The 16,217-nt window shown below is 70.8% G+C and carries 9 protein-coding genes; 6 read left to right on the plus strand and 3 right to left on the minus strand.

The window, feature by feature from the left end; translation table 11 throughout:
- The first annotated feature begins 115 nt into the window (after window positions 1–115).
- Together GobsT_RS04125 and GobsT_RS04130 are read left to right on the plus strand one after the other, a co-directional pair.
- Complete coding sequence (locus tag GobsT_RS04125; protein ID WP_010049668.1) at window positions 116–1,138, plus strand: ThuA domain-containing protein; 1,023 nt, start codon at window positions 116–118, stop codon at window positions 1,136–1,138.
- Between the two features lie 618 nt (window positions 1,139–1,756).
- Entirely contained in the window at window positions 1,757–5,353 is a 3,597-nt protein-coding gene (locus GobsT_RS04130) for a tubulin-like doman-containing protein (RefSeq protein ID WP_010049667.1), read from the plus strand.
- A gap of 244 nt (window positions 5,354–5,597) precedes the next feature.
- Here GobsT_RS04130 and GobsT_RS04135 read toward each other — a convergent pair whose 3' ends face one another.
- Window positions 5,598–8,345, minus strand: a complete 2,748-nt coding sequence (locus GobsT_RS04135) for a mechanosensitive ion channel domain-containing protein (RefSeq protein WP_109571307.1) — start codon at window positions 8,343–8,345, stop codon at window positions 5,598–5,600.
- 175 nt (window positions 8,346–8,520) lie between these two features.
- Between GobsT_RS04135 and GobsT_RS04140 the strand changes: the two genes are divergently transcribed.
- Window positions 8,521–10,377, plus strand: a complete 1,857-nt coding sequence (locus GobsT_RS04140; RefSeq protein WP_109571306.1) for a TolC family protein — start codon at window positions 8,521–8,523, stop codon at window positions 10,375–10,377.
- A 116-nt stretch (window positions 10,378–10,493) separates the two neighbouring features.
- Entirely contained in the window at window positions 10,494–11,036 is a 543-nt protein-coding gene (locus tag GobsT_RS04145; RefSeq protein ID WP_109571305.1) for a hypothetical protein, read from the plus strand.
- 327 nt (window positions 11,037–11,363) lie between these two features.
- Here GobsT_RS04145 and GobsT_RS04150 read toward each other — a convergent pair whose 3' ends face one another.
- Entirely contained in the window at window positions 11,364–12,236 is an 873-nt protein-coding gene (locus GobsT_RS04150) for a ThuA domain-containing protein (protein ID WP_033200338.1), read from the minus strand.
- Window positions 12,237–12,629: 393 nt separating this feature from the next.
- The gene (locus tag GobsT_RS04155; RefSeq protein WP_109571304.1) at window positions 12,630–12,827 is read right to left on the minus strand and encodes a hypothetical protein; all 198 of its coding nucleotides are present in this window, start codon (window positions 12,825–12,827) and stop codon (window positions 12,630–12,632) included.
- A 191-nt stretch (window positions 12,828–13,018) separates the two neighbouring features.
- On the opposite strand from GobsT_RS04155, the gene GobsT_RS04160 reads away from it, so the two are divergent.
- Together GobsT_RS04160 and GobsT_RS04165 are read left to right on the plus strand one after the other, a co-directional pair.
- A complete protein-coding gene (locus tag GobsT_RS04160) occupies window positions 13,019–14,482 on the plus strand; it encodes a sensor histidine kinase (protein WP_109571303.1) in 1,464 nt (487 codons plus the stop codon).
- Between the two features lie 59 nt (window positions 14,483–14,541).
- Window positions 14,542–15,975 carry a sigma-54-dependent transcriptional regulator gene (locus GobsT_RS04165; RefSeq protein WP_010049235.1) on the plus strand — a complete coding sequence of 478 codons (1,434 nt, stop codon included), beginning with the start codon at window positions 14,542–14,544 and terminating at the stop codon, window positions 15,973–15,975.
- Window positions 15,976–16,217 lie beyond the last annotated feature (242 nt).

Consider the following 16,217-nt stretch of genomic DNA (forward strand, 5'->3'; position numbering starts at 1 on the left):
AGACCCCGGCGCCAACGTTTTACCCCGGCGGTGCCCCTCCCTGAAGAAGGGCACGCCTCACCTCCGCGGGAGGCCGGGGCGGGTTCCGTTCGGACCTCTCACCCCACACCCCGCCATGAAACTCACCCGCCTGCTCGCACTCCTCGCCCTGCTCGCGGCGCCGCCGTTGGCCCGCGCCGAAGACAAACCGATCGTCCTCGACGGCGGCGCCGGCCCCGGGAAGGGCAAGCACGTCGTCCTCGTCAGCGGGGACCAAGAGTACCGCTCGGAGGAGGCGATCCCGCAGCTCGCCAAGATCCTCTCGAAGCACCACGGGTTCAAGTGTACGGTTCTGTTCACGGTGGACCCCAAGGACGGCACCGTCAACCCGAACATCAGCAACGTTCCGGGCCTCGACGCGCTCAAGACGGCGGACCTGTTCGTCGTCTTCACCCGGTTCCTCAAGCTGCCGGACGACCAGATGCAGCACATCGCCGATTACATCGACGCGGGCAAACCGGTGGTCGGGCTGCGGACCTCGACGCACGCGTTCAACGACATCCCGAAAACGAGCCCGTTCGCCCGGTTCAACAACGGCAGCGGGGCGCCGGGTTGGGAGGGCGGGTTCGGCAAGCGGGTGCTGGGCGAGAAGTGGGTCGCGCACCACGGCGCCCACGGCAAGGAGGGCACCCGCGGGGTCGTCGTGAAGGGGCAGGAGGGGCACGGCATCCTGAAGGGCGTCGCGCCCGGCAGCGTCTTCGGCACCACGGACGTGTACACCGTCACGCTCCCGCTGCCCGACTGCACGCCGCTCTTGCTGGGCGAGGTGACCGAGACCCTGAAGCCGGACTCGCCCGCGGTGAAGAACAAGAAGAACGATCCGATGATGCCGGTCGCGTGGACCAAGGCCTACAAGGCCGCGGGGGACAAGACCGGGCGCGCGTTCACGACCACAATGGGCGCGTCGCAGGACCTGGAGTTCGAGGGGACCCGCCGGCTGATCGTGAACGGGTGCCTCTGGGCCGCCGGGCTGGAGGACAAGATCCCCGAGAAGGCGAACGTGGACCTCGTGGGCGAGTACAAGCCCACGCCGTTCCGGTTCAAGGGGACCGCGGAGTGGGTCAAGCAGCCGGTGAAGCCGGCAGACCTAGTGAAGTAGTTCGGACCGGACCCGTTCCGTGCGGCGGGGCGGCCGGCGCTCCGCCGCACGGAATGGGGTTCCGCGGCGCGCGGTGCCATCAGTCGTGTGATGGACAAGATTCCCCCACCGATCGCCGGCTTCCCCTCCGGACCGCGTCCGCCATCCGCCCGGACGGCGCCGCAACGAGGCTCCCGTACCGCACGTGGGTGCCCCGCTGGGGCGCAGACGGGACATTCGCTGACGGTCGACTGCTCACGGGCTACCCGTTCGCTGGGCGGTCGCTACCCACGAATTTTCAGCCCGAACCGCATGTGGAGCGGCGGAACGAGCGGAGCGAGGTCCCGGCGTCGCATCTCTATCGCGACGCAAATGCTTGCCAGGACGGCGATTGCAAGAATAAGCCGGCGCGACCGGGAACGCGCGGGCGGTTCTCGCAGCCCGTTCGTGGCGTGCGCACCGTTGTGCCACAAAAGGGAGCCGCGAGCCCCGCTGCCAGTGGATCCGGGCCGCGCAACCTCTTGCAGTCGCTGCACCTTCCCGCTCCGGCCAGTTCTTCAGCCCCGGCCCGAAATCCTGTGCTACGGTTCCCCTAGTTCGTTCGCACCCGCTACCCCTCCGCACGACGGGGCACGCCCGATGTCTGTTCGTTTCGAAGCCCAGGTCGAGCCGATCTCGGGCTACAAACTGCTCGACCGACTCGGCGCCGGCGGGTTCGGCGAGGTGTGGCGCTGCGAGGCCCCTGGCGGCATCTTCAAGGCCATCAAGATCATCCACGGCGACCTGCGGTCCCGGGACAACGACTTGGTGCGGTACGCCGAGCAGGAACTCAAGTCCCTCAAGCGGGTCCAGCAGGTGCGGCACCCGTACCTGCTCGCGCTCGACCGGTACGACATCGTCGACGGCCGGCTCATGATCGTGATGGAGCTGGCCGACTGCAACCTGTGGGACCGGTTCCGCGAGTGCCGCGACCGCGGGCTCCCGGGCATCCCCCGGGACGAGCTGCTCCAGTACATGACCGAGATCGCCGAGGTGCTGGACCTGTTCAACGACCAGTTCCAGCTCCAGCACCTGGACATCAAGCCGCAGAACCTGTTCCTCCTGTACAACCACGTGAAGGTGGCCGACTTCGGGCAGGTGAAGGACCTCCAGGGGCTGATGGCGGAGGTGACCGGCGGCATCACCCCGGTGTACGCCGCCCCCGAGACGTTCGACGGGGTCATCACCCGCTACTGCGACCAGTACAGCCTGGCCTGCGTGTACCAGGAGCTGTTGACCGGGGTGCGGCCGTTCGACGGCAGCAGCATGAGCCAGTTGCTCATGCAGCACCTGAACCTGCCGCCGAACCTGACCCCGAGCCCGCCGAACGACCGGCCCGCGCTCGCGCGCGCGCTGTCCAAGAAGCCCGAAGACCGGTGGCCCAACGTCGCCTCGCTGGTCCGCTCGCTCGCCGGCGCGCCGGCCCCCTCGGGCGTCTTCCCGAAGTACCCCGCGGCGGACAACGACACGCCCACGATGATCGGCCTGCCGCCCAACATCGCTCCGCCCGGCGCGGCGGCGGCGGCGCTAGTGTCGGTCGCGGACGACACCCCGTCGCGCGGCGGCGAGATCTACGGCCCGGTGTTCACCCCGGCCCCGCCGGAACTCGGCGGCGACGGCCCGCTCCAGCCCGCGATCGTCATCGGGCTGGGGAACGCCGGGCTGCGGGTGCTCCAGCGGCTCCGGTTCGAGCTGCACGAGCGGTACGGCCCGCCCGCGACCACGCCGGCGCTCCGCACGCTGTACATCGACACCGACCCGGACGGCCTGGAGGAGGCCGGGCGCGAGCGGTTCGGCGACCGGCTCGCCGCCCTCGGCAGCGACGAGGTGTTCCCCGCCCGGCTGAACCGGGCCGGCCACTACCTCAAGCCGCGGTTCAACGGCCGCTCGCTCACCGAAGGGTGGTTCGACCCGCAGCTCCTGTACAAGCTCCCCCGCAACCCGCTCACCCTCGGGGTGCGGCTGTTCGGCCGGCTCGCGTTCCTGGACCACTACCGCTTCATCATGGCGAAGGTGCAGGCCGAGATCGACGCCGCGGTGGCCCCCGACGCGCTGCTGCTCACGGAGGCGCGGACCGGGCTGAAGCGGCGCACCAACCGGCCCCGGGTGTACGTCGTCGCCGGCACCGGCGGCGGCACCGGCGGCGGCATGTTCCTCGACCTGGCGTACGCGGTGCGCAGCCGGCTGAAGCGCATGGGCTACGACCGCCCGGACGTGCGCGGGCTGATGGTGGTCCCGCCCGCGGACGCGACGCTCACTTCGCCGCAGGCGCTGGGCAACACCTACGCGGCCCTCACCGAGCTGAACCACTACAGCCGGCCCGACACGGTGTTCACCGCCCACTACGACGAGCGCAGCGGGTTCGTGAAAGAGACCGACGCGCCGTTCGCGCGGTGCTACCTGCTGCCCGGGCCGGCGGCCGGCCCCAGTTCCCCGCCGGGCTCGGGCGTCAGCCCGGTGGCGCGGCGCACCCCAACGAACATCCCGAACCCGGGCGCGCGCCCCCGGCCCGGCTCCGGGGCGGCGAACAAGCCGGGGTCGCGGGTGATCTCGCTCGCGGCCCAGCGCACCCCGGACCCGAGCGCCGCCCTGTCCGCGCTCCGGCCGTTCGGCGACGCGGCCGAGCGCATCCGGCTGGACCTGTTCGCCCAGGTGGGGCGGGCCGCGGACGAGGCCCGGGCCGCCGAAGAACACGACCGGGACGAGCGGCCCCGCGGGGTGACGGTCGGGGCGTTCGGCATCGCGACGTTCGACTGGCCCCGGGCCGAGGTGGTGTCCCGCACCGCCGCGACGGTGGGCCGGGCGCTGCTCAAGCGGTGGGCCGCCCCGGACCTCAAGCGGGTGCGCGAGCAGATGCCCGGCATCGCGGCCCAGCGGTGGACCCAGCTCGGGCTGGACCCCGACACGATACTCGGGCACCTTCAGTTCGCCGCCGAACAGGCGGCCGGCGGGAAGATCGACGAGCGGGCGGCCGCGGCCACCGAGCCGCTGGTCCCGCGCGGGTGGCTGAACCGGCTCCCGGAGCCCACCCAGGTGGGCGTCGCCCTCGACACCATCAACCGGCTGCTGGGACCGCCCGCCGCCGCGCTGAAGCGCCCGCTCACCGCGCTCGAGGAGGCGGTCGCCAAGGCCGCCGCGGACGCCGCCGCGTCGTTCGCCCTCGACCTCCGCACCCTCGCGCCCGTTCTGGTCGACGACGCCGAGTTCCGGCTGGCGGGCACGGAGGAGCTGTTCCGCCAGTTCCTCGCGACCACCGACCGGCTGATCGAGCGGTACACGCAACTGGCGGCCGAGCTGGACGCGAAGGCGGTGAGCGGGTTCGAGTGCCTGTCGCACTACGCCCACTACCAGCGGGGCATGTGGAAGCCGAGCGCCGCGGAGCTGACCGACGCGCTGCGCCTGTACCCGCGGGCGCGGTTCCAGGCGGTCACCTTCCGGCAGCTCGTCGGCGCCTACCAGACCGTCCGCGACACGCTGAGCGAGCAAGTCGCGGACGTGGCGGTGGCGCGGCAGCGGATGGCGGCCGCCGCGGCGAGCGTGCCGGAGGAGCCGCCGGAGCCGCCGGTGTCGCTGCGCCGGCTCATGCCCGCCGGGTGCGTCAGCCTCGGCGACGCCGTGGACCGGTTCCTGAAGGTGCTCACCGACGCGGACCTGGCGGAGATCGACCGCCGGGTGCAGGCGGTGCTGGAGCCGGAGACCGGCGGGCTGTTCCAGGTGTGCCTGAACTCGTCGGCGGGCGTCGAAGGGGTCATCGCGGTGGTGTTCGAGGAGACCCGGCTGCACCTCGACCGGCGGCTCGGCGAGGTGGGGCTGGCGGCGATGTTCGCCGAGCGGTTCCGCACCCCGCAGCAGGCCGAACGCGCGATCGAGCAGGCGTACCAGGAGGCCGAGCCGGCGTGGGTCGGCAACGGCCCGTGGGCCGGCTCGGAGGTGACCGTCCTCGCCTGCCCGGCCGGGGCGTCGGGCGAGGCCCTGCGCGAGCTGGCCCGGCGCGCGATCCCGGTGGCCGGGCTCCCGATCGCGGAGAGCCGCGACGACCTGACCATCTACCGCGAGTGGGCGTCGGTGCCGCTGGCGGCGCTGCCGCACCTGGGGCCGGCCGCGGCCGACGCGTACCGGACGATCCCGGAAGTCGCCCAGTGCAGCGCGCACGCCCGGCTCGACGTCACCGCCTGGCTCGACGTGGACGCGCCCTGAGTAAAGCCGCGAAGAAGATGAAGAGGATTGGCCGCAAAAAAGCACAAAGGGCACAAAAGAAAACCGAAGAGGAAGACAGAAGAGGATCGGCCACAAAAAAGCACAAAGGGCACAAAAGGGAACCAAGGACCAAAGCAGAGGAGTGAGTTCAACACATTTCTGCTGTCTTCGTCCTGGTTTTCTTTTGTGCCCTTTGTGCTTTTTTGTGGCCGATCCTCTTCTCTTCTTCGTGCCCAATCCGCTCTTACCCGAGGGTCACTTCGATGCCGCTCATGTCCTCGTGCGCCAGGCCCAGCGCGATCCGCGCGAACACCTCGTCGCGGGTCTTGTTCCGGGTCTCGTAGTCCTTGAGGAACCACCAGAACCGGTACTCCACGACCTTCACGCTCCCCTTCTGGGTGTACCGCAGCACCGTCACCCCGTTCTCGGCCGACACGTTCTTGCACTGCCCCACCGCCGCGCGGATCACGCCGATCACCTTGCCGGCGTCTTTGTCTGTGCTCACGGTCACCGCGAGGGTGTCGTAAGTCTCCGTGCCCTTCGACAGGTTCTCCAGCGCCGACTCCGTGACCTTCCGGTTCGGTACGCTGAACACCAGCCCGCTGGAGGTCTTGAGGGCGGTCGAGCGCCAGGTGATGTCGACCACCCGGGCGGCCTCGATGTCGCCGAGCCGGACCACGTCGCCGACCTGGAACCGGCGCTCGGCGAAGATGACGACCGACCCGAGCACGTCGGCGATCATCGGCCGGGCGGCGAGCGCCACCGCCAGCGCGCCGATCGCCAGCGCGATCACCAGCGCCGTCACGTCGTACCCCAGCACGCTGAGGGTGAGGGCAACCGCCGCCCCCCAGGTGGCGGCCCGCACCCCGCGGCGCAGCACCGCCAGCACCGGCGACGGGTTCCCCGCCGCGTCGGTACCGCCCCGCATGCCCCGGCGCAGGGTCAGCAGCACAACCGCCGGCAGGATCAGCGCGCCGAGTAGGATCAGCCCGACCTTGATGCCGGTGGCCCGCAGCCCGCGGAGCCGGGCGTCCTGGAGTTCGGCCCGGGCACGACCGATCTCGCCGCCGCCCGCCGGGAGCTTGCTCTGCTGGGCGAACTTCGCGGGCTCGGGCGCCGCGTTCCCGGTCAGGGCTTCCACCCGCCGCGCCGCCGCGGCGGCAACGGCGCTCAGCCGGGCGGCCTCGTTCTGGTAAGTGGCCGCTTCGGCGCGCAGCCCGTTGGGAGTAAGCTGCCCGCTGAGCCATTCGTCCCACCCGCGGGTCTCTGCGGTCGCGTTCGCGCGCCGCGCCAGAACCGCGCGCAGCTTCGCGGCGTCGGCGGCCTCGCGCGTCGTGAGGTCCACGAGCTGGTCGATGACCTCGCGCTGGCGCTTCAGGTTGTCGGCCCGCTCGTCGGCGTCGACCAGCTCGCGGTAGTACGCGGCGAGCAGCTCCGCCGCCCCCAGCGCGGGCTTCGAGCGGTCGAACGCCAGCGCCCAGTCCCACTCGCCGGCCTCGCGGGCGAGCCGCTCGGCGGCACGCTGGTCGAGCCGCTTCTGCTCCGCCTCGGTGCGGTCCTTGTACGCGAGCGCGAGGTCGGTCCCGAGCTTCTGGAGCTCGTTGAGCAGCGCGAGCCGCTCGGACACGCGGGCGTGGAGCTGCGCGGTGAGGTTCTTGACGTTGTCGGCGTCGGCGTCGGGCTTGCGGAGGGCGTCGCGTTCCTGGCGCAACTCGGCCAGGGCTTGTGCCGCCTCGTGGGCGTCGCTCTCCAGGGCGGCGCGGCCGACGCTCGTGCTCGCGTCCGGCGCTTTCGCAGGGTCCAGGTCGCCGGCCGCGACGCGGCGGCCGATTTCCGTCGAGATCAGCCCCAGGCGCGTCACCGCACGACGGGCGGCATCAAGGGTGGTGGCGTAAGCGACGGTCTTTTTCTCCAACTCGTCCAGCGCCGCCGCGAGCGCCTTCTCCTTGTCGGCCCGCTCGTCGGCGGTGCGAAGCCGGGCCGCCATGTATTGCTGTGCCGCCGTGAGCTTTTCCACCGCCTTCGGTAGTGGGGTGGTCGTGTCGAACGGAGCCGCACCGGCCGGCGGGAGCGGCTCCTTGACCCAAGCGACCACGGCCCGCGCGTCGCGGACCGCGGCGCGGTCCGCGTGGAAGTCGCGGGCGTCCCCGACGGCCGCAGCCGTCTTCTCGGCCAGCACCTGACGGAGCCCGGCGATCTCGTCCGCGAGCCGCTGCGGGTTCATCAGGCGAATCTGGCTCTCGTACTGCGCCGTCGCGGTTGCGTCGGTTTGGGCGCCTTTCAGAGCCTCGACTTTCGCTGCGGAGCCGGTCACCGCGGCTCGGGCGTCGGCAAGTTCCTTCTCCAGCGCGCCGAGATCGCTTTTGGCCTTTTCGGTAGCCGTTTTTGCTTCTTGTGTGCGCGTCTTGAGTTGAGCGGCCGCGGCGTCGAGCTGCTGCGGCGCGATCGCGTTGGGCAGGTCGCCCGCGCCCGCCTTTACGGCCGCCGTCGCCGTAGCCTTCAACCGGAAGAGGAGGTCGTCCGCGGCCTGTGCGACACGATCGAACTCAGCACCCGCGCCGCCGACCGCGAGCAAGGCCGAATGAACGGCCTCGAGCGCACGCACGCGGGCGGTGAGGTAATCGCCCCGGGCCTGTTCGGCCTTGATCGCCGCGTCGTCGGGCTGGAGCGAGAGCGGCCCGGGCGCCGGCGGCTTGAGGTCGGTGACCTGCTGGCGGGCCTTGGTCGCGTCTGCGACGCGAAGGGTGAGGCGCCCGTGGGCCACGTCCACCGCGCCCTTGTGCCCCACCCACTCCTGCGCGAGCCGCTCGGCGAGCGGTTTCAGTTCGTCGGCGGTGCGGCCCGTGAGCTGGTCCCCGAACGCCTTGCGCCCCTGCGCCGGGTCCGGTTTGGGAGGCGCGTTCTTCTGATCGTTCGATCGGCCCGCGCCGGCCGACAGGCAGACGGCGGCGATCAGGAGAGGAGCGGCGAGGCGAATCCGGGTGGGGAGCATGGTGTCTCGCGCGTGCGGTTCGGGTGCAACATCCGCGGCACGGTGAGTTTAGTTACTCGCCGGCGCCGCCGGAAGTGGCCGGGCGGTTGCGGTTGCGTGTTTCGCACCGGTTCGCTATGCGCCGAGCGAAATACGTTCCAGTTCGGTACGAACTCCGGCCCGAGGCGGTTTAAGGATGAGGCGAGTCCGCCGCTCCCTGTTCGCGTGCGCGGTTGCGGTTTCAGGAGCCGCGGCCGGGTGCAGCACTGCGGACACGTTCCTCGACCGCCCCGCCTCGACCGCCCGCGGGCAACTCCAGACGCGGCCCGGTACAACCGGCATCGCGTCACCGCCCAAATCGTTGAGCGCCGGTAAACCTCCCGCCGTGAATGCGGCGCCGCCGCTGGAGCCCGCGGACAGGCCGCTCCCGATCAACCTCGCCACGGCGCTCCGCCTGTCGAACGCGCGCCCGTTAGACGTGCAGATCGCCGGGCAGCAGGTGGCCGCGGCGGCGGCGGTGTACGACCGCGCCCGGGTGCTCTGGCTGCCGAACGTCTCGCTGGGCACCGACTACTTCGCGCACACCGGGCCGCAGCAGAACTTCGCCGGGGAGTTGGTGAAGTCGAACCGGAACACGTTCATGGCCGGGTTCGGGCCGAACGTGGTGTTCTCGTTCTCGGACGCCGTGTACGCGCCCCTCGCCGCGCGCCAGGAGCTGCGCCTGCGGCAGGCCCAGCAGCAGAGCGCCGCCAACGATTCTACGCTCGCCGCGGCCGAGGCGTACTTCGGGATCCAGCAGGCGCGGGGCGACCTGGCCGGCGCGCTGGCCGCCGAGGCCCGCGCAGAGGAACTGGCCCGCAAGACCACGGAACTCACGAAGGGGCTCGCGCCGCCCGCCGAGGAGCACCGGGCGCGTGCGGAACTCGGGCGCCGCAAGATCGCGGTGGCCGCGGCGCGCGAGCGCTGGCGGACCGCCAGCGCCGAACTCGCCCGCGTCCTGCGACTGGACGCCGCGGCGGTGGTCGAGCCGGCGGAGCCTGCGTTCCTGCCGGTCACGGTGATCGACCCGACCGTCGCCGTCGACGACCTGATCCCCCTCGCCCTCTCCACCCGTCCCGAACTGGCGGGCAACCAGGCGCTCGTTCAGGCGACGCTGGCGCGGCTGAAACAAGAGAAGATCCGCCCGCTGGTGCCGAGCCTCGCCGTTCGGAGCGTGTCCACCAACCCCAGCGGCTCGCTGGGCTACGGGACGTTCGGCGGCGGGCGCTCCGGGGACCTGAAGAACTTCGACGGCCGGTTCGACATCGACGTTCAGCTCCTGTGGGAGTTCTCGGCGCTGGGGCTCGGGAACCGGGCGCGGGTCCACGAGCGGCGGGCGGAGCACGAACTGGCGACGCTCGAGCTGTTCCGCACGCAGGACCGCATCGCGGCGGAGGTGGCGACGGCGTTCGCCCAGGTGCGTGCGGCGGCCCTGCGCCTGAACGCGGCCGAGCCGGCGCTCCGGGAGGCGATCGAACTCGTGCAAAAGAGCACGGAGGGGCTGGGCCAGACGCGACGGGTCGGGGACGCGCTCACGCTCGTGGTCCGCCCGCAGGAGGCGGTGGCGGCGGTGCAAGCGTTCGCGCAGGCCAGCACCGACTTCTTCGCCGCCGTGGCCGACTACAACCGCGCCCAGTTCCGGCTGTACCGGGCGCTCGGGCACCCGGCCCAGTGCCTCGCCGGAGCGGTGACCCCAGCCGCGGCCGCAACGACCGAGCCGCCGGGCGAGGGGCAGCCGCGGATGAATGCCCCCGCGCAACCGGAGCCGCTCCCGGTCGTTCCAAGTGTGAGGGCCGAGCCGCCGGTCTCGGTCGTCGCCCCGCCTGCGGCGCCGGAACTCAAGGTGCCCCTACCGGACGTGGCGCCTCCGTTGCTCTCGCCAAAACCGGCGGTGCCGCTGCCCGTGCAGGAGTGGGTTTCGGTGCCGGGGGCTCCTTTGCCGCCCGAAAATCGTTCCCCGGTGGTGATCGAGGAGGCGCGCGAGGTTGTACCGAAAGTGCCGGACGGGAAATAAGCGATATTTTCCGATGGCCGATTCGATGTTGATTTCATAGCGGCTTTTTGGCATGCTGAAATCCGGGCACTGAGCCCGTGTCGAAATGTCGGAACCGAACGGAGGATTCGACGGTCATGTGGAACCCACCCCCTGAGCACCCGCTGCGGCGGCTGTTTGCGGGGCTCGCCGAACACGCCTTCTTCTCCCATCTCGGCGTGGCCGACCCGCCCCTGACTGATTACCTCTCCTCGCTGCTCACCCGGTTCATTCACAACGACGCCGTGTTCCGACTGCGCGGCGACGGCGGTCAACCGCTCACCGAGCTGACCGACATGGTGGTCGAAGCCGCGCGCCTCCCGGCGGGCGGGCGCACCCAGTGCGACTACTACCGCCACATCGGGGACTTCGCGCTGTTCTGGACCGGGGTGTACCCGGAGGCCGTCGAGCGGATGCGGGCGCGGGCGTGCAAGGACGCGTTCGTGAACTACACCGCCCAGGGCAAGCGCGGGTACATGCTCACCAGCCGGCTCGAAGAGGAGCGGCACCACGACGAAGAGGCCGGGCTGTTCCGCCGGCTGAGCGACCAGTTCGAGGTGTGCGCGCTGGGGCTGCGGAAGGTGCGCGAGGAGTGGGAAGAGATGCGGTCCGCGCCGCCAGGTGGCGGGGTGATCGGGTGACCGGCGCGAACGGCCCGCACGCCGAAACGTGCGGGCCGTTGTGCTGCGTCGGGTTGCGTCTACTTCTCGACCCGGTTCGCGGAAGGCTCACGGCACCGCCGGGCTGAATTCACCGGCGCCCGGTGCGGAACCACGACCTACGGGGTTGTACCAGCCCGCACCGGGCGCCGGTGAATTCAGCCCGAAAGCGGTGCTGGAACAGCCTTCCCCGAGTTGTGTGCGAAGCCATTCGCTCGGCCGACGCAACATCGGCCTGCTGCAAGGCAGCGAGCTAAACGCGAACCCGATGCACGCACTTTAACCGCACCCCGCGCGGGCCGCAAGCGGCTACTTCTTCGCCGGCGCGGGCTTCAGGTACTTGGGCAATTCAGACGGGTCCAGATCGACCTTCGCGCCCTCCTTGGGCACGTCCACGCCCGCGGCCCAGAGGATGCCGTTCACCAGCAACCGCCGGTAGCCCTCCTCCGCGAAGCTGGCGTGCAGGTGCGCCCCAGTAAACGTGAACGCCCGCCCGCCCTCGGGCCGCTCGTAGGTCCACGCGACCACGTCCTGCCCGCCGGTAGGTTTGGCGGTCGTCTTCGGGTTCCACGTCCGCAGGACCGGCGTCACGCCCTTCATGCCGGCAACGAACGTGTTCTTGAACAAATAGCCGTCGTCGATCTTGAACGGCTTCACCCCGTTGCACACCGGGTGTTCCGGGAACCTGTCGAACGTCGTGACCCAGTGGGCGCGCTCGCCGGCACCCTTCTCCCACGCGCCGCCGCTCCACTCCCGCGCCTTGGCGCCGAAGTCCTTTGGGTAATCGGCCGTCTGGTGGAACTGCACGAGCCCGGCCTTCGCGTCCATCAGCTTTTGCACCTGCGCGAGCCGCTCGCCCTTGAGCGCCTGGTGCTTCTCGGCCCCGTCGAACAGGAACACGACCGCCTTGGCGTTGTCGAGCGTGTCGGCCTTCTTGGGCCAGTCGAGCGCGAGCACGGGCGCGACGTTCGGGGTCTGCTTCAGCAGGTCCGCAAGAACCGCGCAGTTCGCGACGTAGTCGTGTTCGCCGGCCTTGTAGTAGTTCGAGCCGGCGATCAGGACGATCTTCGTCGCTTTCGGGTCGGCGGGCGGCTCGATCGGCGGGGCGTTTTTGGGCGGGTCGGCGGCCGCCGCGAGTGCGGGCATGATGAGCGCGGCGGCGAGGAGAGTGGCGTAGCGCATGAGTGGGGTTCCGAGAGGTGAAACCGCCCGAGCGTAACACACGCACCGCAGAAACGAAACCGGGAAGGCGATCGCCTTCCCGGTTCGCGTGTCGGCCGTCGTTTACTTCTGAACCTGTGGTGCGGAGCGCTCACGGCACCGCCGGCGGCCCCCGCCGGTGGGGCCGTGCAGAACCACGAGCGGCGGGGTTCTTCCAGGCTGCACGGCCCCACCGGCGGGGGCCGCCGATAGCGGTGCTGGAACAGCGCTCCCCGCGCGGGGTGTGAAGGCAGAAGCTCGGACGACGCAACATCGTCCTGTCGCAGAGCGACGAGCTAAACCGACGGACCGACAAGCTTCGTTCGGAGTTTCTGGTTGTGCGGTGAGCGCACATCTCGCGCAGGGCGGGAGACTTTACGCTTTCAGTTCGACCGGGCGGCGCCAGCGGCGGAAGTCACGGATGCCGGCGTAGATGCCGTAGCTCATCATTCCGAGCACGAACACCGCGACGGCCGCGAAGATGGCGTGCTCGGTCATCCCGTCCGGGTAGTCGCGGCCGTTGATCTCGACTTTGAAGAAGGCCTCCGCGTGGTGCGCGAACAGGCTCAGCATGGTTCACTCCGTGCGTGGGGTGCGTGGCAACGGGATCAGTTTCGGCGGCCGGAAGGCCGGTGTCAACGCCGCGGGGGCAATTCGAGCGGCCGGGGCCGAAAAGCTCGCTTCTCATACCGTCCCGGGTGCGCGCCCTTTCAGCCCGCGGGATAAAATGGGTGCCGGGCCGTGACAGCCGTTCGAGGGGCGCGATGAACCAGTTCCTGTTCGCCCGGTCCTCGTGGCCGTTCGTGGTGCTCGGCGGGTTGCTCGCGGCGGCCTGCCTCGCGAGCACTTGGTACATCAACCGGCTCCAGAGCGACCTGGCGCGGGCGGTGCGGCACGACGCGGCGCGGATGGAAGCGGCGGACGAACTCCAGGTGCAACTGCGGCACCTCCGGTTCCACTCCGTTGTGTGCGCCGCCGACCCGACGGGCGCGCGGCGCGAGGTCGTCCGGCACGACACCGCACAGGCGGACGCCGCGCTCGCTGCCATCCGCGCCGACATCACCGCGGAGGACGCGGAGCTGCTCGCGGTCATTGAGTCCGACTACGCGACGTACAAGCAGCAGCTCGGCTCCGGCGGGTCACCGGAGCCGATCACAAACCTGACCGAACTGGTCCGGTGGTCGGACGCGCACCCGATGCGCGGTCTGCTTCAGCCGTGCCGCGAACTGTCCGACCGGCAGCGCGCCCGAATGGACGCCGGACTGGCCCGGAGCGAGACCGACACCGCGTGGGCCGGGCGGGTGCTGCTGGCGCTCGGCTCCGCGGGGGCGTTCGGCGGGCTCGTGACCGGGTACGCGACCGCCCGCGGGCAGCGGCGGCGGGCCGCGCAACTGTCGGTCCGGGTGCGTGCGGTTCAGTCACAACTCGACCAGGAGGTCGGCGCGCTGTCCGTGGACCCGCCGCCCGCCGACCTGGGCGAACAGTTCGACCGCGTGGTGGAGCGGGTGACGGAGGTGTGCCGGCGGTTACAGGACCAGGAGCGCGACCTGCTGCGGGCGGAGCAACTGGCCGCGGTGGGGCGGCTCGCGGCCGGCGTCGCTCACGAGGTGCGGAACCCGCTCACCGGGATCAAGCTCCTTGTGGAGGGGGCACTGCGGTCCGAGAGCCCGGCGTCACTCACGTCCGAAGACCTGGACCTGATCCGCCAGGAAATCGTGCGCATGGAGCGCACGGTGCAGGGGCTGCTCGACTTCGCCCGCACCCCGCCGCTGGAGTGCCGACCGCACGACCTCCGCGTGCTGGTGTCCGAGGCGGTGAACCGCGCCCGCGCCCGGGCGGAGCGCAAGCCCGTGGCCGTGAAGGTCGAACTGGCGGCCGCCCCACTGCCGGTCTCCGCGGACCGCGACCAGATGCTTTCGCTGCTCACGAATTTGCTATTTAATGCCGTTGACGCGACGCCCACGGGCGGAAACGTTTCGGTGCGCGTCGAAGGCACGCCGGACGGCCCCCCGACCGTAACCGTGAACGATTCCGGTCCGGGAATCGCTCCGGAGGCGATGGGGAAGCTGTTCACCCCGTTCGCGACCACGAAACCGACCGGGACCGGGCTCGGGCTGACCGTCGCCCGCCGCATCGCCCGCGACCACGGCGGCACGCTCACCGCCACCAACCGCCCCGAGGGCGGCGCCGCGTTCACACTCACGCTCCCGAGGGGAAGGGGAGGGTGAGAGGCGTATGCGCCCGCGGTTGTACTCCTCACCTCCGCTCCCCACGCGCGCTGAATGCCATGCCAAAGCTCCTGGTCATCGACGACGAGCCGATCATCTGCCACTCGTTCCGCCGGGCCTTCTCGGGGCCGGACGTGGAGGTGCTCACCGCCGGGAGTGTTGCGGAGGGGTGGGCGGCCGTCGGACGCGACCGGCCGGACGTCATCGTTACCGACCTGCAACTCCCCGACGGCACCGGGCTCGATTTGTTCGAGAAGGTGCGCGCCGCCGACCCGCGGCGCCCGGTGGTGGTCATCACCGCCTACGGCACGATGGAAACCACCATCGAGGCCATGAAGCGCGGGGCGTTCGATTACCTCACCAAGCCGGTCGACCTAGCGCAGATGAGCGCCGTTTTGGGGCGGGCGTTCGAGGCCGCGCGGCTGATGCGCGAGCCGGCGGCGCTGCCCACCGACCCGGGCGAGGACCGGATCATCGGGCGCTCGCCGGTGATGCAGGAGATGTGCAAACTGATCGGCCGCATCGCGCCGCAGGACGCGAGCGTGCTCATTCTGGGCGAGAGCGGCACCGGCAAGGAACTGGTGGCGCGGGCGATCTACTCGCACTCGAAGCGGGCCGACCGGCCGTTCCTGGCGATCAACTGCGCGGCCATCCCCGACACGCTCGTGGAGAGCGAGCTGTTCGGCCACGAGCAGGGGGCGTTCACCGGCGCCGAACGGCAGCGGGTCGGGAAGTTCGAGCAGTGCGGCGACGGCACGCTGTTGCTCGACGAGATCGGCGACATGCCGCTGGCGGCGCAGGCGAAGATGCTGCGCCTGCTCCAGGACCAGACGTTCGAGCGGGTCGGGGGGAGCCAGGCCATCGCGACCCGGGTGCGCGTGCTGGCGGCGACCAACCAGCACCCCGAAAAGCTGATCGCCGAGGGGAAGTTCCGGCACGACCTGTACTACCGGCTGAAGGTGGTGACGATCCACGTGCCGGCCCTGCGCGACCGGCGCGAGGACATCCCGGAACTGGCGCACCACTTCCTGTTCCGCTACGCGCGGGAGGCGAACCGCGACGTCCGCGGGTTCGTGCCGGAGGCGCTCGACCTGCTCCAGCGGGCCGACTGGCCGGGGAACGTGCGCCAGTTACAGAACTGCGTCCGTGCCGCGGTGTATCAGACCGTCGGGCACGTCCTCGCGCCGGCCGATCTTCCCGGGTTGGTCGCTCCGGGCGCGACGCCTGCGGGAGTACCAACCGCGGCGGGCGCCGCACCGTTCGACCTCGGTGGCACCATCGAAGCGATGCTCCAGGACGGCGCCGGGGACGTTCACGCCCGGGTGACATCGCTGGTCGAGCGCGAGCTGCTGACCCGGGCGCTGCGGCGCACGCACGGGCACCAGGCGCAGGCGAGCGATCTGCTCGGGATTAACCGCACGACACTTCGCACGAAGCTCCGCGAGTTGGGCATCACGCTCGACAAGGTCGTTGCCGACGCACCCGCGGAATGAACGCTGCGGAGCGCCGCCGGGACGGTCACGCTCCGCAGAGAAAACACGCGAGCCGCTTCGCGGGCGGGCTCGCGCCAGGATCGGCGATTCGCAATAGAACTCGCCGAGCAAAGGCGGTCGGGACGGGCCGCGGTCCCGGGAACGCACGGGTATGTTTCATGCGGCGAAATATTCTCCGCCGCGGTGAAGCTCTCGTCGTCGATTCGTTCTCGCTCGCACCTATCGCGCACTAATCTTCAGTG

The sequence above is a fragment of the Gemmata obscuriglobus genome, assembly GCF_008065095.1.
GTDB classification, from domain to species: Bacteria; Planctomycetota; Planctomycetia; order Gemmatales; family Gemmataceae; genus Gemmata; species Gemmata obscuriglobus.

Bases quoted from the DNA above. Each gene is read 5' to 3' on its own strand.
- GobsT_RS04150 (WP_033200338.1), bottom strand. From the start codon at position 12,236: ATGCGCTACGCCACTCTCCTCGCCGCCGCGCTCATCATGCCCGCACTC.
- GobsT_RS04140 (WP_109571306.1), top strand. From the start codon at position 8,521: ATGAGGCGAGTCCGCCGCTCCCTGTTCGCGTGCGCGGTTGCGGTTTCA.
- GobsT_RS04125 (WP_010049668.1), top strand. From the start codon at position 116: ATGAAACTCACCCGCCTGCTCGCACTCCTCGCCCTGCTCGCGGCGCCG.
- GobsT_RS04165 (WP_010049235.1), top strand. From the start codon at position 14,542: ATGCCAAAGCTCCTGGTCATCGACGACGAGCCGATCATCTGCCACTCG.
- GobsT_RS04155 (WP_109571304.1), bottom strand. From the start codon at position 12,827: ATGCTGAGCCTGTTCGCGCACCACGCGGAGGCCTTCTTCAAAGTCGAG.
- GobsT_RS04145 (WP_109571305.1), top strand. From the start codon at position 10,494: ATGTGGAACCCACCCCCTGAGCACCCGCTGCGGCGGCTGTTTGCGGGG.
- GobsT_RS04130 (WP_010049667.1), top strand. From the start codon at position 1,757: ATGTCTGTTCGTTTCGAAGCCCAGGTCGAGCCGATCTCGGGCTACAAA.
- GobsT_RS04160 (WP_109571303.1), top strand. From the start codon at position 13,019: ATGAACCAGTTCCTGTTCGCCCGGTCCTCGTGGCCGTTCGTGGTGCTC.
- GobsT_RS04135 (WP_109571307.1), bottom strand. From the start codon at position 8,345: ATGCTCCCCACCCGGATTCGCCTCGCCGCTCCTCTCCTGATCGCCGCC.